17 protein-coding genes are annotated in these 20,411 nt (G+C 72.5%); 7 read left to right on the forward strand and 10 right to left on the reverse strand.

Features of this window, described 5'->3' with window-relative positions:
* Nucleotides 1–395: 395 nt before the first annotated feature.
* Genes ACFW9Z_RS08490 through ACFW9Z_RS08500 form a run of 3 tightly spaced genes read right to left on the reverse strand, consistent with a single transcriptional unit; the run spans nt 396 to nt 3,823 of the window.
* Nucleotides 396–1,424 (reverse strand): acyl-CoA dehydrogenase family protein, encoded by a 1,029-nt coding sequence (locus ACFW9Z_RS08490; protein WP_384636301.1) that lies wholly within the window; start codon nt 1,422–1,424, stop codon nt 396–398.
* Nucleotides 1,425–1,430: 6 nt separating this feature from the next.
* Entirely contained in the window at nt 1,431–2,588 is a 1,158-nt protein-coding gene (locus ACFW9Z_RS08495; RefSeq protein ID WP_384636303.1) for an acyl-CoA dehydrogenase family protein, read from the reverse strand.
* A gap of 11 nt (nt 2,589–2,599) precedes the next feature.
* On the reverse strand, nt 2,600–3,823 hold the full coding sequence (locus ACFW9Z_RS08500) for an amidohydrolase family protein (protein ID WP_384636306.1): 1,224 nt from the start codon (nt 3,821–3,823) through the stop codon (nt 2,600–2,602).
* A 169-nt stretch (nt 3,824–3,992) separates the two neighbouring features.
* On the opposite strand from ACFW9Z_RS08500, the gene ACFW9Z_RS08505 reads away from it, so the two are divergent.
* Entirely contained in the window at nt 3,993–5,594 is a 1,602-nt protein-coding gene (locus ACFW9Z_RS08505; protein WP_384636309.1) for a class I adenylate-forming enzyme family protein, read from the forward strand.
* 47 nt (nt 5,595–5,641) lie between these two features.
* Here the strand turns inward: ACFW9Z_RS08505 and ACFW9Z_RS08510 are convergent, their stop codons facing one another.
* Together ACFW9Z_RS08510 and ACFW9Z_RS08515 are read right to left on the reverse strand one after the other, a co-directional pair.
* Nucleotides 5,642–6,169 carry an EF-hand domain-containing protein gene (locus ACFW9Z_RS08510; protein WP_384636311.1) on the reverse strand — a complete coding sequence of 176 codons (528 nt, stop codon included), beginning with the start codon at nt 6,167–6,169 and terminating at the stop codon, nt 5,642–5,644.
* A gap of 114 nt (nt 6,170–6,283) precedes the next feature.
* Complete coding sequence (locus tag ACFW9Z_RS08515) at nt 6,284–6,658, reverse strand: STAS domain-containing protein (RefSeq protein WP_384636314.1); 375 nt, start codon at nt 6,656–6,658, stop codon at nt 6,284–6,286.
* A gap of 352 nt (nt 6,659–7,010) precedes the next feature.
* Here ACFW9Z_RS08515 and ACFW9Z_RS08520 point away from each other — a divergent pair, with 352 nt between their 5' ends.
* Nucleotides 7,011–7,604: an RNA polymerase sigma factor gene (locus tag ACFW9Z_RS08520; protein ID WP_384636317.1), complete on the forward strand. Its 594-nt coding sequence runs from the start codon at nt 7,011–7,013 to the stop codon at nt 7,602–7,604.
* Entirely contained in the window at nt 7,601–9,217 is a 1,617-nt protein-coding gene (locus ACFW9Z_RS08525) for a maleylpyruvate isomerase N-terminal domain-containing protein (protein WP_384636320.1), read from the forward strand. Before ACFW9Z_RS08520 ends, ACFW9Z_RS08525 begins: the two co-directional genes overlap by 4 nt.
* A gap of 16 nt (nt 9,218–9,233) precedes the next feature.
* Here ACFW9Z_RS08525 and purU read toward each other — a convergent pair whose 3' ends face one another.
* The gene (gene purU / locus ACFW9Z_RS08530) at nt 9,234–10,133 is read right to left on the reverse strand and encodes a formyltetrahydrofolate deformylase (RefSeq protein WP_384636323.1); all 900 of its coding nucleotides are present in this window, start codon (nt 10,131–10,133) and stop codon (nt 9,234–9,236) included.
* 77 nt (nt 10,134–10,210) lie between these two features.
* Nucleotides 10,211–10,657 carry a hypothetical protein gene (locus ACFW9Z_RS08535; protein WP_384636817.1) on the reverse strand — a complete coding sequence of 149 codons (447 nt, stop codon included), beginning with the start codon at nt 10,655–10,657 and terminating at the stop codon, nt 10,211–10,213.
* 174 nt (nt 10,658–10,831) lie between these two features.
* Between ACFW9Z_RS08535 and ACFW9Z_RS08540 the strand changes: the two genes are divergently transcribed.
* Nucleotides 10,832–12,118, forward strand: coding sequence for an ABC transporter substrate-binding protein (locus ACFW9Z_RS08540; protein ID WP_384636325.1), 1,287 nt, complete (start codon nt 10,832–10,834; stop codon nt 12,116–12,118).
* A gap of 44 nt (nt 12,119–12,162) precedes the next feature.
* On the opposite strand, the gene ACFW9Z_RS08545 is transcribed toward ACFW9Z_RS08540, so the two are convergent.
* Nucleotides 12,163–13,824, reverse strand: a complete 1,662-nt coding sequence (locus tag ACFW9Z_RS08545; RefSeq protein WP_384636327.1) for a hypothetical protein — start codon at nt 13,822–13,824, stop codon at nt 12,163–12,165.
* Nucleotides 13,825–14,001: 177 nt separating this feature from the next.
* Nucleotides 14,002–15,384 carry a transcriptional regulator gene (locus ACFW9Z_RS08550; protein ID WP_384636330.1) on the reverse strand — a complete coding sequence of 461 codons (1,383 nt, stop codon included), beginning with the start codon at nt 15,382–15,384 and terminating at the stop codon, nt 14,002–14,004.
* A gap of 299 nt (nt 15,385–15,683) precedes the next feature.
* On the opposite strand from ACFW9Z_RS08550, the gene ACFW9Z_RS08555 reads away from it, so the two are divergent.
* The 3 genes from ACFW9Z_RS08555 (at nt 15,684) to ACFW9Z_RS08565 (ending at nt 18,941) form a co-directional block, all read left to right on the forward strand.
* A complete protein-coding gene (locus ACFW9Z_RS08555; RefSeq protein WP_384636333.1) occupies nt 15,684–16,349 on the forward strand; it encodes a bifunctional DNA primase/polymerase in 666 nt (221 codons plus the stop codon).
* A gap of 61 nt (nt 16,350–16,410) precedes the next feature.
* Nucleotides 16,411–17,280: an ABC transporter ATP-binding protein gene (locus tag ACFW9Z_RS08560; protein ID WP_384636336.1), complete on the forward strand. Its 870-nt coding sequence runs from the start codon at nt 16,411–16,413 to the stop codon at nt 17,278–17,280.
* Nucleotides 17,277–18,941, forward strand: a complete 1,665-nt coding sequence (locus tag ACFW9Z_RS08565; protein ID WP_384636338.1) for a transporter — start codon at nt 17,277–17,279, stop codon at nt 18,939–18,941. The genes ACFW9Z_RS08560 and ACFW9Z_RS08565 overlap by 4 nt, the downstream gene beginning before the upstream one ends.
* A gap of 164 nt (nt 18,942–19,105) precedes the next feature.
* Here ACFW9Z_RS08565 and ACFW9Z_RS08570 read toward each other — a convergent pair whose 3' ends face one another.
* The gene (locus ACFW9Z_RS08570) at nt 19,106–20,014 is read right to left on the reverse strand and encodes an alpha/beta fold hydrolase (protein ID WP_384636340.1); all 909 of its coding nucleotides are present in this window, start codon (nt 20,012–20,014) and stop codon (nt 19,106–19,108) included.
* Nucleotides 20,015–20,411: the final 397 nt, after the last annotated feature.

Here is a 20,411-nt window from a genome sequence, read left to right on the forward strand (position 1 = left end):
CCTCAGGGTCACGGAACGTGATTCCCTTACGCGACAGCATGGTTGACGTACAGTCACCGCAACAAGCGCTTCGGGCATATTCCAGCGCGAAGGAGTACGCGTGGTGCATACTGTGCGACGCACGCTGCGGGGAGTCGAACAGGAGCGTGCAGAGGCCGCGAGAATCGCTTCCCGGGCAGGCCCGGCACATCTCCGGCAAGAGCCCTCGCCCCGGACCGGAGCCGCCGCACAGGCCGCCCCCGGATCGTCCGGTTCCAGAACCACTCGCATCCCACGGAGCGTACCCGAGCCCGGCGCCGACTCCACCCGGTGACGAATCACGCAAAGGACACAACCCGGTATCGACGCCGACCGGCTGCACTGAGTCACCCTCCACCCCCTGCTTCGTCCGGCCGTCAACCACGTACCGCTGAACCGCCGTACAGCGGGCGTACGGGGGCCAGATCGGCGGCCAGGACCTCCTCCGCCTCGGCCGCCGTGAGCCACCGGGCCGCCCGGAGCCAGGCCCGTTTCAGGTGGAGGTGAACATCTGCCTCCCAGGTGAACCCCATACCGCCGTGGATCTGGAGGCAGTCCCGGGCGTTGCGTACGGCCGCCTCGTCGGCGAGCAGCTTGGCCGCCGCGATCTCCACCGGGTCGGCGGTGAGCGCGGCCGCGTACAGCGCGCTGCGGGCCGGTTCGGTGCGGGCGAGCATGTCGGCGCAGAGGTGTTTGACCGCCTGGAACGAACCGATGAGCGATCCGAACTGTTGGCGCGTACGGGCGTGTTGAACGGCCATTTCGGTGGTGCGGGCGGCGCTTCCGAGCTGTTCGGCAGCAGTGAGAAGCGCCCCTTCGCGGCGGAGTGCGCCGGGGTACGCCTCCGTGGCCCCCGCAAGCCCCTGCCCCTCCACCTCCCCTTCCACCTGGTGCAGGGGCGTCAGGGGGTCCATCGACCGTACGGGCCTGGCTGCCGCCACGAAGGCCGCCAGCGCCTCCCCGGTGAGCACGCGTCCCGGGCCCCCGGCCCCGTACCCCTCCCCCGTCAGCGCACCCCCGTCCACCAGCACCGCGTCCGCACCCCCCAGGTCCGCCACCGGCCGCCCGCCCCCCTCCGCGACCGTCACCACCGCCTCGCCCTCCGCGGCCCCCTTCACCAGCCCCGCCGCCAGGTGCGTGGCCACCAGGGGCCCCGGCAGCAGCGCCCGGCCCGCCTCCTCGAAGAGCAGCACCGCCTCCGGCAGCCCGAGCCCCACCCCGCCCGCCTCCTCCGGCAGCCGCAGCGCGAAGAACCCGGCCGCACCCAGCTCGTGCCAGAGCCCCCGGTCCACCGCCCCGCCCCGCTCCACCGCCTCCCGCATCCGGTCTCGTCCGAACACCGCCCCGAGCAGGTCGCGCATACCGGACCGCAGGGCCCGCTGGTCGTCCGAGAGCTGGAAGTCCATGGCAGGTCAGCGCCCCTTCGGGAGGCCGAGGATGCGCTCGGCGACGATGTTCCGCTGGATCTGCGAGGTGCCGGCGGCGATCGTGTACGAGAGGGAGGAGAGCCGGTCCAGGACCCATTCCCGGTCCAGGTCGAAAGCATCGCCACCGCCCAGCACCTCCGCCGCCGCCTCGTACAGCTCCTGACGGACGCCGGAGTAGCGCAGCTTGAAGACCGAGCCGCCGGTGCCGGGGACCCCGCCCGTACGTTCCGACTCCCCCACGTTCCCCTGCGTGAGCCGCCACAGGGCCCGGAACTCGGCGTTCAGGCGGCCGAGGCGGCGGCGCAGCACCGGGTCGTCCCACCGCCCGTTCCGCCGGGCCTCGGCGGCCAGGGCCGCCAGGGTGCGGCGGCAGGCGACGACCTCGCCGACGAAGGCCGTACCGCGTTCGAAGGAGAGGGTGACCATGGTGACCCGCCAGCCGTCGTTCTCGGCCCCGACCCGGTTCCGTACCGGCACCCGGACCTCGTCGAGGAACACCTCCGCGAACTCCGTCGAACCGGCCAGCGTCCGCAGCGGCCGGACCGTGATGCCGGGCGCGTCCATGGGCATCGCCAGCCAGCTGATCCCCCGGTGCTTCGGCGCCCCCGGGTCCGTCCGCACCAGCAGCTCGCACCAGTCGGCCACCTCCGCGTGCGAGGTCCAGATCTTCTGCCCGCTCACCACGTAGTCGTCCCCGTCGCGCACCGCCGCCGTCCGCAGCGCGGCCAGGTCCGAGCCCGCCTCCGGCTCGCTGAACCCCTGGCACCAGACCTCGTCCCCGCGCAGCACCGGCGGCAGCCAGCGGGCGCGCTGCTCGGCCGTCCCCTCCGCGGCGATGGTCGGCCCGGCGTGCAGCAGCCCGACGAAGTTGGCCCCGACATAGGGCGCCCCGGCCTTCTCCGACTCCTCCAGGAAGATCAGGTGCCGGGTCGGGGTCGCCCCCTGCCCGCCCGCGTCGACCGGCCAGTGCAGGCCCGCGTACCCGGCGTCGTACAGCATCCGCTGCCAGGCCATGTCGTACGCCCGGCGCGCGGGCCAGTCGTCGGGCGAGGGCTTGGCGGGCAGCCCGGGGAGCACGGCGGCCAGCCACTCCCTCAGCCGCCGCCGGAACTCCTCCTCGGCCTCCGTGTACACGAGATCCACGAGTCCGTCGCCTACTTGTCCAGGTCCAGGCCGAGCATCCGGATCGCGTTTCCGCGCATCAGTTTGTAGACGGTCGTCCCGTCCAGGCCCTTGACGTGGTCGAGCGCGACCTCCTTGGTGTGCGGGAAGGTCGAGTCCACGTGCGGGTAGTCGGTCTCGAAGGTGGCGTTGTCGCGGCCGACGACGTCCAGCGAGGCGATGCCGTGCTTGTCGCGGAAGAAGCAGCAGAACATCTGCCGGTAGTAGTACGTGGACGGCGGCTCGGGGATCAGATCGCGCACCCCGCCCCAGGCCCGGTGCTCCTCCCAGACGTCGTCGGCGCGCTCCAGGGCGTACGGGATCCACCCCATCTGGCCCTCGCTGTACGCCAGTTTGAGCGTCGGGAACTTCACCAGCACCCCGCTGAAGAGAAAGTCCATCATCGAGGCCATCGCGTTGTTGAAGGAGAGCGAGGCCTGCACGGCGGGCGGTGCGTCCGGGGAGGCCGCGGGCATCTGGGAGCTGGAGCCGATGTGCATGTTGACGACCGTGCCGGTCTCCTGGCAGACCGCGAAGAAGGGGTCCCAGTAGCCGGTGTGGATGGAGGGCAGGCCGAGGTAGGTCGGGATCTCGGAGAAGGTGACCGCGCGGACGCCCCGGGCCGCGTTCCGCTTGATCTCCGCCACCGCGAGGCCGATGTCCCAGAGCGGGATGATGCAGAGCGGGATGAGGCGCCCGCCGCTGTCGCCGCACCACTCCTCGACCATCCAGTCGTTGTAGGCACGTACGCAGGCGAGGGCGACCTCCTTGTCGTGCGCCTCGGCGAAGGTCTGCCCGCAGAAACGCGGGAAGGTGGGAAAGCAGAGAGAGGCCTCGACGTGGTTGAGGTCCATGTCCTTGAGCCGTTCGGCCGGGTCCCAGCAGCCGGGCCGCATCTCGGCCCGGGTGATCCCCTCCAGGGTCATGTCGTCGCGGTCGAAGCCGACGGCGGCGATGTTCCGCTTGTACGGGAACTTCAGGTCCTCGTAGATCCACCAGTCGGTCGGCGGGCCGTCCGGGTCCATCGTGATGACGTACTTCCCGCCCGTGTACGCCAGCTCCCCGATGCCCGCCGTCAGCGGTTGGGGCCCGCACTCGCGGTACTTCGCGGGCAGCCAGGTGGAGAAGAGGTGCGCGGGCTCGATCACATGGTCGTCGACGCTGACGATCCGAGGCAGTTCCGTGTCCGTCTCCGTCATGGTGTCGTCATCCGTCATGGCGTGTGTCGTCCCCTCCGGCGCGCACCCCGCGATCTCCGGGCGCTTTCTGATGGTCCGTCAGATTTCAGTGCGGCACTCAGGCTAGCTCCGCACCCCTGGACCGACAAGGCGCGGAGCCCTACGCTCTCGGCAATATCTGACTGGCCGTCAGTTCGGAGGGACCCCTGTGACCGCCGTGAACGACGCGAACGACGCGAACGACGCGAACGTGACCGCCACCGCGTACGCCCTGGGCGCCTCCCGCACCTTCTGGGAGCTGATCGAACGCCGCGCCGCCCTCACCCCCGACCGCCCGGTCCTGCTCCAGGAGGACCGGTCCCTGACCTTCGGGCAGCTGCGGGACCGCGCCGAACGGGTCGCCGCCGGGCTGTACGGGATGGGCGTGCGGGCGGGCAGTGTGGTCGCCTGGCAGTTGCCGACCCGGCTGGAGACGGCCCTGCTCTCCTTCGCCCTGACCCGGCTCGGGGCGATACAGACGCCGGTCATCCCCTTCTACCGGGACCGCGAAGTGCGGTTCGCGCTACGGGAGTCGGGGCCCGCGTTCTTCGCCGTACCGGGGGTGTGGCGCGGCTTCGACCACACCGCGATGGCCGAGCGGATCGCGGCCGAACTCGCCGACCCGCCGCAGGTGTTCGAGACGTACGAGGAGCTCCCCGACGGCGATCCGGCCGTCCTGCCGCCCCCGCCGGAGCCTTCGACCGGCACCGAGGTCCGCTGGATCTACTGGACCTCCGGCACCACCTCCGACCCCAAGGGTGTCCTCCACACCGACCGCTCCCTGATCGCGGGCGGCTCCTACCTCGCCCACGCGCTGAAGCTCGTCGCGGACGACGTGGGCTCGATGGCGTTCCCGTACGCGCATGTCGCCGGGCCCGACTACACGGTGATGCTCCTGCTGTACGGGTTCCCGGCGGTGATGTTCGAACAGTTCGCGCTGCCGGAGGCCTTGGACGAGTACCGCAGGCACGGGGTGACCGTGGCGGGCGGCTCGACGGCGTTCTACGCGATGTTCCTGGCCGAGCAGCGCAAGGACCCGGACCGGCGCCTCATCCCTTCCCTCCGGCTGCTGGCGGGCGGGGGCGCGCCGAAGCCGCCGGAGGTGTACCACGCGGTGGTGCGCGAGATGGGGGTGCGGCTCACCCATGGGTACGGGATGACCGAGGTCCCGATGATCACGATGGGCGCCCCGGACGACACCCCGGAGCACCTGGCCCTGACCGAGGGGCGGCCGCCGGAAGGCATGGAGATCCGGATCACCGACGCCCGGGGCAAGCCGCTCCCGTACGGCGTGGAGGGCGAGGTACGGCTGCGCGGGGAGGCGGTCTGCCGGGGGTATCTGGACGCCGGGGCCTCCGCCGCCGCCTTCGACGGTGACGGGTTCCTGATCACCGGGGACCTGGGGCGGCTCCAGGAGAGCGGGCACCTCACGCTCACCGGGCGGCTGAAGGACATCATCATCCGCAAGGGCGAGAACATCTCCGCCAAGGAGATCGAGGACCTGCTGCACACGCACCCGGCCGTGGCCGACGCGGCGGTCATCGGGCTCCCGGACGCCGAGCGCGGCGAACGCGTCTGCGCGGTGATCGAGCGGGTGCCGGGCGCGCCCGCGCCGGCCCTGCCCGAGCTGGCCGCCCATCTGCGGGGCGCCGGGCTCTCCGTGCACAAGGTGCCGGAGCAGTTGGAGGTGGTGGACGCCCTGCCCCGCAACGAGACGCTGCGCAAGGTGCTCAAGTACAAGCTGCGGGAGCGGTTCGGCGGGATCGCCTGAGCAGGGTTACGGGGGTGGCTCACCCACCCCCGTAACCCTGCCGTCGGCTACCTGGCGTCCGGCTCGATCACCGTGAAGTACACGGCGAGCGCGGAGACCGCATCGCTCTCGGCGATCAGCCCGTCCCGGTCCGTGTCCAGGCTCTGCGCCGCGATGCCCGCGATCTCGGCACCGGCCCCGAGGACTCTCAGCGCCCGCTCCACGGACGCGACCGACGCCCGGCCGCCCACGTTCTCGCTGTCCGCGACCGCGATCGCCGCCCGCAGGAAGGGGCGGGCGATCTCCGCGAACCGCTCGGGATTGTCCCGCAGCCGCTTCACCGCCCCGCCCACGAACTCCTCACGGGTGACCCGCTGGTCCCCGTCCACATCGGCGATGCCCGCCATGCCCTGCCAGAAGGCCTCGGCCCCGGTGTAGAGCGCCTGGCCCTTGTCGCACCGGGCCGTCGTACGGAACTCGGTGAGCAGACGGGCGGCTGCGGCGTTGAAATCGGCGCGATCGATATAGCCGTTGCCGTCCTGGTCGAAGGCGGCGAAGCGGTGCGCGATCTTTCGCTCGTACTCTGCGCTGTCCATGCGGGGAGCGTACGTCGCCCGGGGCCTCCACGTGTCACCGAGTGACGCCTCCTGTGTGACAACCTCGCTTCAGCACCGGCCGCGCTCGGCCGGTCACGCGTCTCGCCGGAGCGCTCAGGCCGTCAGCGGGCGCCGCTCCTCGTCGACGGCGGACGCCATGTCGGGGTGGACGTCGAAGAGCCGGCGCACCCCCAGCGCCCCCAGCACCTTGTTGACGTGGGAGCCGTCCTCGGCGCCCCGGGCCGGGAGGATCAGCCGCAGGCGGCCGCCGCAGGACTTCATCAGGCGGCGCGAGGCGATCAGTATCCCCACCCCGCTGGAGTCGCAGAAGAACACCTCGGAGAGGTCGAGCACCACATCGTGCCGCCCCTCCGCCACCGCGTCGTGGACGGACTGACGCACGACGGGTGAGCTCACGAGATCGAGTTCACCGCGTATGCGCAGCACGGTCCAGTCGCCCTGCTCGGTCTCGTCCACCTTCAGCGTCACGCGACTGGACCTCTCGTTCCGGGGCTCCCGGCAATCCGGAAGTTTCCGTTCCTCCTCGCGGCTGCCCAACCGCCCGTCCATGAAACACCGCCCCGGCCTCCGGAGCCCAGGGGGTTTCCGGTGGAAATGATCACTTCGGCCGGTTTCCCCTGCTCAGGGGAGGCCGGGCGGCGAGAGTTGCCGAAATGAATTGCCCGGGTCCGAGCCGTCCTTACATCGGACAGTTGCGGCAAAGGCAGGTGCACAGCCCGCGCGGCGGACTACATTCGGACAACGAGGGCAGAGGCCGGATCACGATCCATCACGGAGCCGGGCAGCGGCGACGGGGCCGGGGCTCGGGGCTGGGGGTTTCATGGCGAAGGACGCACCGCCCCGCTGGGACCGCAGGATGCAGCAGAGGCTGGCCGGCGGCGAGGCGGCGGCGCTCGGCGAGCTGTACGACCGGTTCGCCTCGCTCGTCCACAGCCAGGCGCACCGGATGCTCGACGACGAGGACGCCGCCGGTCTGGTGACCCGCGAGGTCTTCGCCCAGGTCTGGGAGAACCCGGAGGCATACGACCCGAAACAGGGCTCGATGCGCTCCTGGCTGGCCCGGCTCACCCACCACCAGTCCGTACGGCGGCTGCGGCGCGCGGCCGCCGAGTCGTACGCGGAGGAGCACGGCGAGGGTGCCGTGCCGGACCCGGAGGAGGTGGAGCGGCGGGTGCGCACCGCCACGGCGGCGGCCCGCGCCGACTACATCGTCTCCTCGATGCCCGCCTCGCTGCGGCAGGCCCTGCACCTCGCCTACGTCCAGCGCCGGGACTACCGGCAGACCGCGGCCGACCTCGGCGTCACCGAGGACGAGGCCCGCCGTCGGCTCCGGCTGGGCCTCCAGCTGCTGTCCACCGCCGGCACCCGCGCGCTCGAAGGGTCCTCACCACCCAGTTACGGGCACACCCGGTGAGCGACGACGGACGCGAGGGCGACAGGCGCGACGACGAGGTCCGGGGCGCACGGCGCATACCGGGCCCGCGCGGTGCGGTGGACGATCTCGACCTGGAGACGGTGGAACGGCCCGCGCTGCCACCACCGGGCGACTGCGCGCCGGACGAGGCGGTGCCGGAGCAGGGGGTCCCTGATGAGGCTGTACGGGGAGCGGACGCCCCGGAGGAGACCGTACGGGACGAAGCCGTACGGGACGAAGCCGCACGGGGCGAAGCCTCGCGGGAGGCGGACGAAGCCGTACGGGACGGAGCCCTGCGGGAGGCGGATGCGCTGCACGAGGCCGGGACCGGGACTGGGGCCGGGACCGAGACCGGGACCGGGGCCAAGGCCAGGACTGGGGCTGGTGCCGGGACTGGGGCTGGTGCCGGGACTGGGGCCGGGACCGAGCCCAGGACCGAGACCGGGACCGAGCCCAGGGCTGGGGCCGAGACCGACGACGTCCCCGAACCGCCCCGCGCCATGACCGGGTCCGTCGCCCCGGGCCTCTCCCACCAGGTCCTCAAGGCCCTTCTCGGGGCCTGGGCGCTCTCCGCCTGTTCGGCCGAGGAGTCCGCCGCCGTGGAGGGCCACATCACCGTGTGCGTGCCCTGTGCGGAGGAGGCGCTGCGGCTGCGGGACGCGGTGGGGCTGCTGCACACCGACGGCTCGCTGGACCTCGACCCGGGCCTGCGGACCCGGGTGCTGGACGGCTGCCTCGGGCGCCGCCCGGCCCGTATCCCGGTACCGGAGTGGGCCGCTCCGTACGACGCCGAGACCGCCCGGCTGGACGCCCTGCTCCGGGACATCGGGGATGCCGACTGGCACGCGCCGGTCCAGCTGCGGTGGTTCGAGGACGAGCGCGCGGTCAGCCGCCGGACCACGGTCGCCGGGGTGATCGGCCATCTGATGGCCGTCGACGGGCTGGTCTCCACCGCGCTCGGCCTGGACGACCCGCTCGCCGAGGCCGGAACACCGACCCGGCGCACCGAGACGTACTGGGCCGCCACGCACCCGCCCGCCACCCGGGCCGTCCGTGAGCCCTGGCGGGACCTGACCCACGAGCTGATCCGTACGGCGTCGCTGGCCGGGCGGCACGCCGGGGAGCGCTCCGTCTCGTACGGGGCGTTCGCCCTGCCGCTCCAGGACGCGCTGCTGGACCGGGCCTTCGAGTGCTGGGTGCACGGCACGGACATCGCGGAGGCGGTGGCCTACCCGTACGATCCGCCGTCCGCCGCCCATCTGCACCGGATGATCGACCTGGCCGCGCGGCTGCTCCCGGCCACCCTCGCGGCGCGCCGCCGGGCCGGTCTCGCCGCACCGGCGAAGGACCTGGTGGGGGCAGGGGAGCCGGGCCGCTCGGTCCACCTGGAGGTGGAGGGGCACGGCGGCGGTGACTGGTACATCCCGCTGGACTCACCGGACGCCGTCGGCTCGCGCGAGCGGGCGGTGGCGCAGGTGGCCCTGGACGGGGTGGAGTTCTGCCAGCTGGTCGCGGGCCACATCTCGCCGGTGGAAGCGGCGGCGGGCCAGGAGGGCGACCGCGAGGCCATCCGCGACGTGCTGTTCGCGTCGGCCTCGCTCAGCCGTCTGTAGTGCCCTCGTACGAGCTCTAGTTGAAGATCACCGTACGGCGGCCGTTGAGCAGGATGCGCCGCTCCGCGTGCCACTTCACCGCACGGGCCAGCGCCTGGCACTCCACGTCCCGGCCGATCGCGACGAGCTGGTCGGGGGTCACGTCGTGGCCGACGCGCTCCACCTCCTGCTCGATGATCGGGCCCTCGTCGAGGTCGGCGGTGACGTAGTGCGCGGTGGCGCCGATCAGCTTCACCCCGCGGGCGTGCGCCTGGTGGTAGGGCTTGGCGCCCTTGAAGCTCGGCAGGAACGAGTGGTGGATGTTGATGATCCGGCCGCTCAACTGCTTGCACAGGTCGTCCGAGAGAACCTGCATGTAGCGGGCGAGGACGACCAGCTCGACATCCTCCTCACGGACCAGCTCCAGGAGCTGCGCCTCGGCCTCCGGCTTGTTGTCCCTCGTCACCGGGAGGTGCCGGAAGGGAATGCCGTACGAGGCGACGAGCTCGGCGAAGTCCGTGTGGTTGGAGACAACGGCCGCGATCTCGACGGGCAGCGCCCCCGTACGGGAACGGAACAGCAGGTCGTTGAGGCAGTGGCCGAACTTGCTGACCATCAGCACGATCCGCATCCGCTCCGCCGCCCGGTGGATCTGCCAGTCCATCCGGAAGGCCTCGCCGATGGCGGCGAAGCTGGCGCGCAGCTTGTCCACCGTCACCGTGGACTCCGCCGAGAAGTGGACGCGCATGAAGAACAGACCGGTGTCGTGGTCCCCGAACTGCTGACTGTCCTCGATGTTGCAGCCGGTCATGAAGAGATAGCTGGAGACGGCGTGCACGATGCCCTGTTTGTCGGGGCAGGAGAGCGTGAGGACGTACTGCTCGGGGAGGTCGGTGTCCGAGGCGGCCAGGGAGGCGGTGGGCTGCGGTGCGGTCATCCTCGTAGGGTGCCACAGCCGCCGGAGGTCGGGCGGCGCCTGCTCACGATGCGGCCCCGGCCGTCACACGGCTCCGGTCACGCGACCCTGGTCATGATCCGGATGACGTCCAGGGAGCGCGGCGGGACGTCCGGGTCCTCGGCGTCGTTGGTGGCGAGCATCACATGCGCCTCGCGGGCCGCGCGGACCGCCTCCGGCCAGCCGTGGTGCTCCAGATAGGCGGAGACGGGAGCGTCCGCACCGACCTGGTGCATGATCCGCAGGACGCGCAGCGCGGCGGTGTCGACGGCGGCGGCCTCGGCGGAGTCCCTGAATATGGTGCCGACGTACTTCTCGGCGGACCAGTTGTCGAGCCAGGTGTCCTCGACCAGGCGGTACACGGCGTCGGTGACGTCCCCGTACCCCTCCCGGCCGGCGAGCCAGTACTCGTGGTGGAAGACGGGGTCGGAGAGCATGTGCAGCGCCGAGCGCACGTTGGTGCGCCAGCGCCACCACGGCATGTCAGTGAGCGGCATGACGCCCATGGTGGAGGAGCGACGGCCGTGACGGGAAGAGTTCTCCGAACCTTGCTGCACGGTCGTCGATCGTACGTTCCTCTCCGGCGGACCCGCGCCCACCCCCGTAATTCACCTTTACGTCACCGAGCGTTGAACGCGGGACAGCGTGGCGTTACTCCGGGCGCGGGAGCGTTGCTGTCCATGACCGGACGGAGACGTACCGCCTTCACCCGCCCCTTCCCCTTCCCCTCCCTGATCGGTACGGCGGCCGCCGGGGCGCTGCTGCTGTCCGGCTGTGGCGTGCTCCCCGGAGGCTCGGGGGGCTCCGGGGAGCCCGTCACCGTGATGACCTGGGCGCCCGACCGGGTGGATGACGCCGACGCGCTGAGCATGCCGGGTGTCCCCGCGATGGCCCGGACCTACGCCCGCTGGATCAACGAGCAGGGCGGCATCGACGGGCGCGAGCTGAAGGTGATCACCTGCGACGAGCGCGACTCGGCGGCGGGCGCCGAGCGGTGCGCCCGGGAGGCCGTCGACCGGAAGGTGGCCGCGGTCGTCGGCTCGTACAGCAGGCACGGCCAGAGCTCGATGCCGGTGCTGGAGTCCGGTGGCGTCCCGTACATCGGCGGTTACGGCGCCTCCGACGAGGAGTTCCGCAGCTACCTCTCGTACCCGGTCAACGGCGGCCAGTCGGCGCTGCTGGCGGGCCACGGACGGCAGTTGGCGGACGGCTGCGAGCGGGTCTCGCTGGTGCGGCCCGACTCGATCGGCGGCGCCCGGATGCCGCAGCTCCTCAACACCGGGCTGCTGGCCGCCCAACGGCCCGAGTCCACCGACATCCTGGCCCCCGAACACGCCACCTCCTACGACGAGCAGGCGGCCAAGGCGCTGAAGCCGGGTGCGGGCGGCAGCTGTGTCACGGCGGTGCTCGGCACCCGTACGGAGACCTTCTTCGACTCCTTCCGCCGACTGGAGCCGGAGGGCGAGCGGGTCAGGATCTCCTCCGTGCTCGGCAGCGTCAGCCAGCCGCTCATCGACCGCACGGGCGGCCGCAAGAGCCCGTTCGAGGGGGCCTACATCACCGGCTGGTACCCGGACGCGGGCGACGCGCGCTGGAACGAGATGCGCGAGGTGATCCGGAAGCACGCGTTCGGGGACACCCGTATCGACCCGGACGACACGGGCGTGCAGACGACGTGGATCGCGTACACGGCGCTACGGGCGGTCGTCCGGGCGATCGGGGACGACACGGTCACCCCGAACAAGGTGGCCTCCGCGCTCAACCGGGGCACCGAGGTCGACACCGGCGGCCTGACCCCGGTGCTCCGCTGGCGCTTCAAGGACCTGCTGGGCACCTCGCCCTACCCGCGCATCGTCAACGCGGAGGTGACGTTCCAGGTGGTACGGGAAGGGCGGCTCATCGCGCAGAAGAGGGGGTTCGTGGACGTCGCGGAGGCCTTGTCGGACGCGCGGCGGACCCCGGGCTGATGATCCGGCGCCTCCCCCGTCCCGGCCGGGACGGGGGAGGTGGGTCAGAGCTCCTGGGGCGTGTGCTTGGTCAGCCCGTGCTTCTCCGCGATGGCGTTCCAGAGCGCGGAGGCTTCCTGCTTGGCCTTGGTGGCCTCGCCGCTCTGCCGGTTGGCGCGGGCCGTCTCGTTGGTCGACCGGGCCTGACCGCCCTTGCAGACGCTCTTGTTCCTCTTCGCCTGCCGGGCCCAGGCGGCGTAGTGCTCGTCGGCCGCCTCGGAGGCCTTCCAGGCCCGCGTCAGCGAGGAGGTGAGCGCCGCGTGCTGCGGCAGCTGGTCCAGGGTCAGGCCCTCCAGCCGGGTCACCAGGTCGCGGCGCTGCTGGGCGGCGTCCTTGAGGTCGGTGTTCGCCCGGTCCAGGTCCTTGCAGGACTTGATCTTCTCGACCGCACTGATCACCGCCGCACGGCTGTTGTTGCTGTCGGCCAGCAGCTTGTCCAACGCCTCGGCCTGCGGCTTCGCGGGGTCGACGGGCGCCTTGGTGGGGGTGCTCTGCACCGGTGAACTCTGCGAGGCGACCGGCTGCTTGTCGTCCTTCGCCTGGTCGCCGCCACCGCCGCTGAGCAGCGCGCCGGCGCCGAGCCCGACGACCGCGCAGCCGACGACGACCGCGGCGATGAGCGGGATGTGCGCCGAGCGGCGGCGCGGGGCGTCACCGTCGTCCCGCAGGGGCGGCTCGGCGGCTCCGTCACCGCCCCGCAGACCGTGGAGCCCCGACTGGTAGCCCTGGGACGCCTGGGGCGGCAACTGCCCGCCGGGGTAGGGCTGCTGGGTCCGGTGGGGCTGGTGGGGCTGGTGGGACTGGGACGGCTGCTGTTGCTGCTGGTTGTACTGCTGATGCGGCGGCTGCTGCTGGGGGGCCTGCTGGGCCGCGTCGAAGTGCGGTATCTGCTGGGTGGCGGGCGCGGGCCCCTCCGCGCGGAACAGGTTGTCGAACTCCGCGGGCGGCTGCCGGTCCTCCGGTGCGCCCGGCCTGATCCCGTACGGGGCTCCGCCGGGCACCGGCGGTATGTACTGCGTCGCGTCCACGTCCCCGGCCGGGACCGGCGCGATGTACTGGGTGGCGTCGACATCCCCGCCGGGCAGACCAGCACCGGCACCGCCCCCGGCACCGGCCCCCGCCCCGGCTTCCGGCGGCAGCGGCTGCGCATACGGCTGGGGCTGATGGGGCTGGTGCGGCTGCTGGGACGGGTACTGCTGGTTCTGCTGATGCTGCTGGTTCTGCGGGCTCTGCTGGTACGGGTCGGAGTGCTGGGCGTGCTGGGGCTGCTGGGCCTGCTGGTACGCCCCCACGCCCTGCCCGTAAGCCTGCTGCCCCTGCCCCTGCCCACCGTACGACTGCTGATGCTGCCCGTACGGCCCCCCGGCCTGCACGGGCTGTGCGGGCGGCAGCGGCTGGGACTGCGGGGGCTGCTGCGGGTACCCGTAGGCACCCGGCGCCTGGGGGTCCGGCTGCGGCGGGGTGTCGGACTGCGGCCCCCAGGGCTGACCCCACGGCTGCCCGCCCGCAGGCACCGCCCGGCCGCCCTGGTCGGCCGGGCCGCCGGTGGGTGCCCCCGGGTTCCAGGGGGCACCGCCGTCGGAGGGCAGCACGACACCTTCGTGCGCGGGCCGTCCGGCGGGGAGCTCCTGCTCGCCGCCCTGTCCGCCCTGTCCGCTCTGCGTCACCGGGGACTCCTACGTGTGAACCAACGGAATCGTCGGCTCACGCTATCGGGTGGCCGCCCGCCTCCGCCAAGCGCGTGGCCCCTCTCACCACCCCTTCACAGCCCCGGTAACACGCAGCGCACACGGAACGCTGTTAACGCCCGCCCGTCGCTGCCCTTCCCCTGCCACTCCGTTCTCTCACGCCGCCTGGAGCTCCAGGCGCTCGCCGAACTCCCGGACCGCCGGCTCCTGCCCGTACGGCGCGAGGCGCTGCTGGAGGTCGTCGAGATACTCGGCGCCCCGGCTGGAGCGCACCGTCCCCAGCAGCTCCATCGCCCGCGTCCCCGTGTGGCAGGCGCGCTCCACCTCGCGCTGCTGGACCTGGGCCGAGGCGAGCAGCACGAGCCCGATGCCCCGGCGCCTGGCCCGGGTCTCCGGCAGGGCGGCCAGCGCCTCCTTGGCCCGCCGGGCGGCCTCCTGCGCCTGGTTGAGGTCCCGGTGGCAGTGGGCCAGCTCGTCCGCGAGGTAGCCGGTGTCGAAGTGGGCGATCCAGTCCGGGTCGTCGCCCGTCTCCGGTTCGGCCTGCTCCAGCGCGGTGACCGCCCGCCCCATCACCACCTGGCAGGTCCGGGCGTCCCCGAGCAGCGCGTGGCCCCGGGCCTCGGCCGCGTAGAACATCGCCTGGGCGCGGGGGGTGACCTGGCCCCGGGCGCCCTCCTGGGCGGCGCGGGCGAGCTGGGCGATCTCGCGCGGGTTGCCGAGCTGGGCGGCGAGGTGGCTCATGGAGGCGGCCAGCACATAGCCGCCGTACGCCCGGTCCCCGGCGGCCTGGGCGAGCCGGAGCGCCTGGATGTAGTAGCGCTGGGCGAGGCCGGGCTGACCGGTGTCGACGGCCATGTACCCGCCGAGCTCGGTGAGGCGGGCGACCGCGGCGAACAGCTCGCGGCCGACCTGTTCGCGGTACGCCCCCGAAAGCAGGCCGGAGACCACGCTGTTGAGGTAGTGCACCAGCACCGGGCGCACATGGCCGCTGCCGAAGCGGTGGTCGAGGTCGGTGAGGGCGGTGGTCATCGCCCGCACCGCCGCCACGTCCGCCATCCCGACCCGGGCCCCGGCCACCCGTTCGACCTGGGGGTCCTTGCCGGAGATCAGCCAGTCGCGGCTGGGCTCGACGAGGGCGGAGGCGGCGACGGCGGAGCCGGTGAGCAGATCGCGGCGGCCGACGTCGCTGCGCCACAGCTCGCAGACCTGCTCGACGGCCCCGGCGACGGTCGGCGCGTACTGGAGGCCCACGCCGGAGGCCAGGTTCTTGCCGTTGGCCATGCCGATCTCGTCGATCGTGACCGTACGCCCGAGCTTGCGGCCGAGCGCCTCGGCGATGATGCCCGGGGCCCGGCCCCGGGGCTGCTGTCCGCGCAGCCAGCGGGCCACGGACGTCTTGTCGTAGCGGAGGTCGAGGCCACGTTCGACCCCGACCATGTTGACGCGGCGCGCGAGGCCCGCGTTGGAACAGGCGGCTTCCTGGATGAGCGTCTGGAGCCGTTCGTTGGGCTGGCGGGCTACGAGAGGCCTTGCTGCCACATTTCCCCCTGGAACAGTCGAAGTACGCGGTGATCGGTGGAAGGATCACTGCCCGTCACATACACAAGAAATGCGCATATTCCATCGGCATTCGGTACGGGCACGGCGAGTTGCCCGTCCGGGCAGGGCGGATCGCCCGGTCCCGCTGGGTGCTACCCCCGCATCGGCCCACGGCCTCACGCGCGCCCCCGCCCGTGCTCCGATGCGCCCCACGTGCAGGATCGATGCACCGTGACCCGCTCCCCCCGCGCCCGTAACCCCTGGTGATGCCGGGAGTTGAGCTGGGCGTGGAAGAGCCCATGGGAGTCACGGAAGCCGCACAGGTCCCTCAGCAGCGGGGCGAGCACCTGCTCGACGCCGCGGTGCGGTACGCGGAAGAGCGCCACTGGGACGTGTTCCCCGGCACCTGGCTGGAGGCGGTGGAGGGGACGGAGCGCTGTTCCTGCGGCGACGCGGCCTGCGCCCTGCCCGGGGCTCACGCGGACCGGCCCGACTGGGCGGGCCAGGCGACCGGCAGCGGTGCGGCGGCCCGCCGCATGTGGACCAAGCAGCCGCGCGCCTCGGTGCTCCTGCCGACGGGCCGTACCTTCGACGCCCTCGACGTCCCCGAGTCCGCCGGGTTCCTGGCGCTGGCCCGGATGGAGCGGATGGACCTCACGCTCGGCCCGGTCACCTGCACCCCCGACCGCCGGATGCTCTTCTTCGTGCTGCCCGGCGCCGCGGCCAAGGCGTCCGAACTGGTGCGCACGCTCGGCTGGAACGCGGAGGCGATCGACCTGACCGGCCGCGGCGAGGGCCACTACATCGCCGCCCCGCCCACCCGCATCGGCGGCCGCGGCGCCGTCCAGTGGGCCCGCAAGCCCACCCACGTCAACCGCTGGCTCCCCGACGTGGACGAACTGATCAGCCCCCTGGCCTACGCCTGCGCCCGCGAGGCGGCGGACGCCCGCACGCGGCTCTCGTAGGGCTCCCGGCAGGCCTTTCGTAGGGTGGTCCCCATCTATGGGGATATCGAAAGGCTGTGCCATGCCGGACCGGGCAGATGCACGTGACGTGACAGACGCGCACAACGCGCACGACACGCATACGGAAGCGGAAGCAAGCGCGACGGCGGGCGGGGGGCGGACCGCGCCCCCCGCTGTGCGCGTACAGGGGCTGTGGAAGCGGTTCGGGCAGCAGATCGCCGTCTCGGGGGTCGATCTGGAGCTGCCCGCCGGGAAGTTCGTCGGGCTGGTGGGGCCGAACGGGGCGGGCAAGACGACCACGCTCTCGATGGTCACCGGGCTGCTGCGGCCCGACATGGGGAAGATCGAGGTCGCCGGGCACGACGTGTGGACCGACCCGGTCGCGGTGAAGTCGCGGATCGGGGTGCTGCCGGAGGGACTGCGGCTCTTCGAGCGGCTGTCGGGGCGCGAACTGCTCGCGTACAACGGGCGGCTGCGCGGGCTGCCGGGGGACGAGGTCGACAAGCGGGCCGCCCAGCTCCTGGACGTACTGGATCTCGCGGGCTCGCAGAACAAGCTGGTGGTCGACTACTCGACCGGGATGCGGAAGAAGATCGGCCTCGCCGCCGCCCTGCTCCACAACCCGGAAGTGCTCTTCCTGGACGAGCCGTTCGAGGGCGTCGACCCGGTGTCGGCTCAGACCATCCGGGGGGTGCTGGAGCGCTACACCCGGTCCGGGGCGACCGTGGTCTTCTCCAGCCATGTGATGGAGCTCGTCGAGTCGCTCTGCGACTGGGTGGCCGTGATGGCGGCGGGCCGGATCAAGGCGCAGGGCACCCTGGCCGAGGTGCGCGGCGACGCCCCCTCGCTGCAGAGCGCCTTCCTCGAACTCGTCGGCGCGGGCGGCCGGAACTCCGGCGACACCCTCGACTGGCTGGGCGGCTCCCGATGAGTGTGCTGGACACCCCCGTCACCACCACCGCCACCGCCCCGGCCCCTCCGACGGCGGGCCTGACCGCCATCTTCGTACGGCTCAAGCTGAACCTCCTGCGCAACGGGCTGCGGCAGTCCAGCGGGCGCACGGCGGCGTTCGTCGTCTCCCTCGTCCTCGCCCTGCTGCTCGCCGCGGGCCAGGTCCTCGGGCTGCTCCTGCTGCGCGGCGACGCGCAGGCGGGGACGGTCGCCGTGCTGCTGACGGGCATCGTGGCGCTCGGGTGGGCCGTGCTGCCGCTCTTCTTCCCCAGCGGTGACGACACGCTCGACCCGACCCGGCTGGTGATGCTGCCGCTGCGGCCCGAACCGCTGGTCCGGGCCCTGCTGGTCTCCTCGATGGTCGGCATCGGGCCGCTGTTCACCCTCTGCCTGGTGCTCGGCTCCGTCCTCGCGCTGGCGCACGGACCGGCGGGCGTGCTGTTCGCGGTGGTCGCGGTCCCGCTGACGATGCTGCTCTGTGTGGCGCTGTCGCGGGCCATCGCCACCGCCAACGTACGGCTGCTCAACTCCCGCAAGGGCCGCGACCTGGCCGTACTCAGCGGTCTGGTGATCGCGGTGGGCTTCCAGTTCGTCAACTTCGGCGCGCAGCGGCTCGGTCAGGCGGGCGGGCTCTCCGCCCTGGAACCGGCCGCGAACGTGGCCCGCTGGCTGCCCGGCGCCTCCGCGATAGCGGCGGTGGACGCGGCGTCGGACGGTTCGTACGGGGTCGCGGCCCTTCAGCTGCTGATCACGGCGGCCGCCCTGGTGGCGCTGATGTGGTGGTGGCAGCGGGGGCTGGTGAAGCTGATGACCGCACCGGACGGCTCCACGCTGGCCGCCTCGGCGCCCACCCGCAAGGACAAGGAGAAGGAGAAGAAGGAGTCGGGCCGCACCGGTCTGTCGGGTCTGCTGCCCGAAGGGCGTACGGGAACCGTCGTGCAGCGCAGCCTCCGGTACGTGGCACGGGACCCGAAGACCAAGGCGGCCTGGGTCACCGCGCTGGCGATCGGCGCGATCGTGCCGCTGTTCAACGCCCTCCAGGGCACCGGCTCGGTCTACTTCGCCTGCTTCGCCGCCGGGATGCTCGGCATGCAGATGTACAACCAGTTCGGCCAGGACACCTCCGCCTTCTGGATGGTGGCCCTGACGATCTCCTCCACCCGTGACGCGTACGTCGAACTGCGGGCGCGGGCGCTGGCCCTGCTGCTGATAACGCTCCCGTTCACGGTGGCGGTCTGCCTGGTGACGGCGGCGGTGCTGGGCGACTGGCAAGCGGTGCCGGGCGCGCTGGGGATCTCCTTCGCGGTGCTGGGCGCGATGCTGGCGATCGGGGCGGTCGCCTCGGCCCTGTTCCCGTACTCGATCCCGCAGGAGGGCGCGTTCAAGAACGTGGCCCCCGGGCAGGGCGCGCTCGCGTGGATCTCCATCCTCAGCGGCATGCTGGCCGCGCCCGTGCTGGCCGCCCCGGTGATCGTGCTGACGGTCTGGCTGCACCTCGCGGACCACCACGCCGCGCTCTGGCTCATGATCCCGGCGGGTGCCCTGTACGGGGTGTTCCTCGGGTGGGCGGGGCTGCGCATCGCGGCTCCGCGTACGGCGAACCGGCTGCCGGAGATCCTGACGGCAGTCAGCAAGGGGTGAACCGCCGGAAGCGTGCCGGCCGTCCGCTGTGTCGCGGCCGGGTGCGTGCCGGGGCTGCGCGCGGAGCACGCGCCGCGTACGCCGCGTACACCCCCGCACGCCCAGTACGCCCGGTACGCCGCTGGGCGTGCGGGCGTCACGCGGTCGGTCAGGACAGGTGCTCGCTACGGGGCGACCGGCTCCCGGTCGCCCCGGGTGTCCTCGGCGAGCTGTTCCAGGAACGGCTCCACCGCCGCCCGCCACCCCTCCGGCTGGTCGTAGTGGACGAGGTGGCCCGCGTCGGCCACCTCCGCGTACTGGCCACGGGGCAGGACGCGCACCATCTCCTGGGCCTCGGCCCGGCCCAGCTCCCCGTCGAGCCCGCGCAGCACCAGGGCGGGGCAGCGCACCTGGGCCAGCTCCTCCCAGTGCGCGTCGTAGACCCAGGTGGCGCGGGAGCTGAGCATCTGGCTGCGCGAGAAGACCGGGCGCCAGCCGTCCTCCTTCTCCGCCATCACCTCGGCGTAGAACTCCCCGCGCAGGGGGTTCGGCCGCTCCACCCAGGGATCGTCCTCGCCGAACCACTTCCGTACGTCGGCGAGGGTGGCGAAGGGCAGCGGCCAGGACGCGAACCAGTCGCTCCACTCGCGCTGCGAGGCCGCCCCGAGCGCGGAGGCCCGCATGTCGCAGATGACGACGGCGCGGACCAGGTCGGGGCGCTTGGCGGCGAGCTGCCAGCCGGTGAGCGCGCCCATGGCGTGGCCGACGACGGTGACGGGGCCGAGGTCCAGCTGTTCGATCGCGGCCTCGGCGTCGGCGACGTATGCGTCGCGGGTGTACGGGCCTTCGGCCGGCTTGTCGCTGCGGCCGTGGCCCCGCTGGTCGAGGCCCACCGCCCGGTACCGCTCGGAGAGCCAGCGGGCGGTGGGGGCCCAGTGGGAGGCCCGGCCCATCAGCCCGTGCAGCAGTAACACCCCGGGGGACCGGTCCGCACCCGCCCCGTCCGCCTCCGCACGCTCCTTGGGCGGATCCGCGAACTCCCACGCCGCGAGGCGTACGCCGTCCGATCCGGTCACATCGATGCGCCGCACCATCGTCCTGGCACCCCCTTCAGGTCCTCGGTCACCGCGTGTTCGTACCACGTCAGACTATCGAACTCGTATTCGAAAACAGGGATCCGCCGCTCAACACCCCACGTTCGAGTGACATGCGGCGAGGATTGCCGTCGGCCGCCCTGGGGAGATCTTCAACGGGAGGCGGACCGCTCGGGGACAGGGGTCCGCAGGGGACGACCTTGAGAGCTCGGGGCTCCAGGTCACCACAGGGGAGGACCGACCCCGGCGCCTTCGGGCGCCGGGGTCGACCCGTCTCCGCGACAACGATGGCAGAGGGTGGCGGAGCCACCGCCGAACCGCCCCTGACCAGGGCATACGAGACCGTGGCAGCCACCGTGCGGCGGGCTTGCCGGTACGACGGGCGCATTCCCTGCTC

It is taken from the genome of Streptomyces sp. NPDC059452 (assembly GCF_042750035.1).
In the GTDB taxonomy this organism is placed as follows: Bacteria; Actinomycetota; Actinomycetes; order Streptomycetales; family Streptomycetaceae; genus Streptomyces.

Excerpts from the sequence above, each read along its gene's own strand:
- ACFW9Z_RS08490 (WP_384636301.1), bottom strand. The coding sequence starts at position 1,424 with ATGGACTTCCAGCTCTCGGACGACCAGCGGGCCCTGCGGTCCGGTATG.
- ACFW9Z_RS08565 (WP_384636338.1), top strand. The coding sequence starts at position 17,277 with ATGAGTGTGCTGGACACCCCCGTCACCACCACCGCCACCGCCCCGGCC.
- purU (WP_384636323.1), bottom strand. The coding sequence starts at position 10,133 with ATGACCGCACCGCAGCCCACCGCCTCCCTGGCCGCCTCGGACACCGAC.
- ACFW9Z_RS08520 (WP_384636317.1), top strand. The coding sequence starts at position 7,011 with ATGGCGAAGGACGCACCGCCCCGCTGGGACCGCAGGATGCAGCAGAGG.
- ACFW9Z_RS08535 (WP_384636817.1), bottom strand. The coding sequence starts at position 10,657 with ATGGGCGTCATGCCGCTCACTGACATGCCGTGGTGGCGCTGGCGCACC.
- ACFW9Z_RS08500 (WP_384636306.1), bottom strand. The coding sequence starts at position 3,823 with ATGACGGATGACGACACCATGACGGAGACGGACACGGAACTGCCTCGG.
- ACFW9Z_RS08570 (WP_384636340.1), bottom strand. The coding sequence starts at position 20,014 with ATGGTGCGGCGCATCGATGTGACCGGATCGGACGGCGTACGCCTCGCG.
- ACFW9Z_RS08510 (WP_384636311.1), bottom strand. The coding sequence starts at position 6,169 with ATGGACAGCGCAGAGTACGAGCGAAAGATCGCGCACCGCTTCGCCGCC.
- ACFW9Z_RS08560 (WP_384636336.1), top strand. The coding sequence starts at position 16,411 with ATGCCGGACCGGGCAGATGCACGTGACGTGACAGACGCGCACAACGCG.
- ACFW9Z_RS08540 (WP_384636325.1), top strand. The coding sequence starts at position 10,832 with ATGACCGGACGGAGACGTACCGCCTTCACCCGCCCCTTCCCCTTCCCC.
- ACFW9Z_RS08555 (WP_384636333.1), top strand. The coding sequence starts at position 15,684 with ATGGGAGTCACGGAAGCCGCACAGGTCCCTCAGCAGCGGGGCGAGCAC.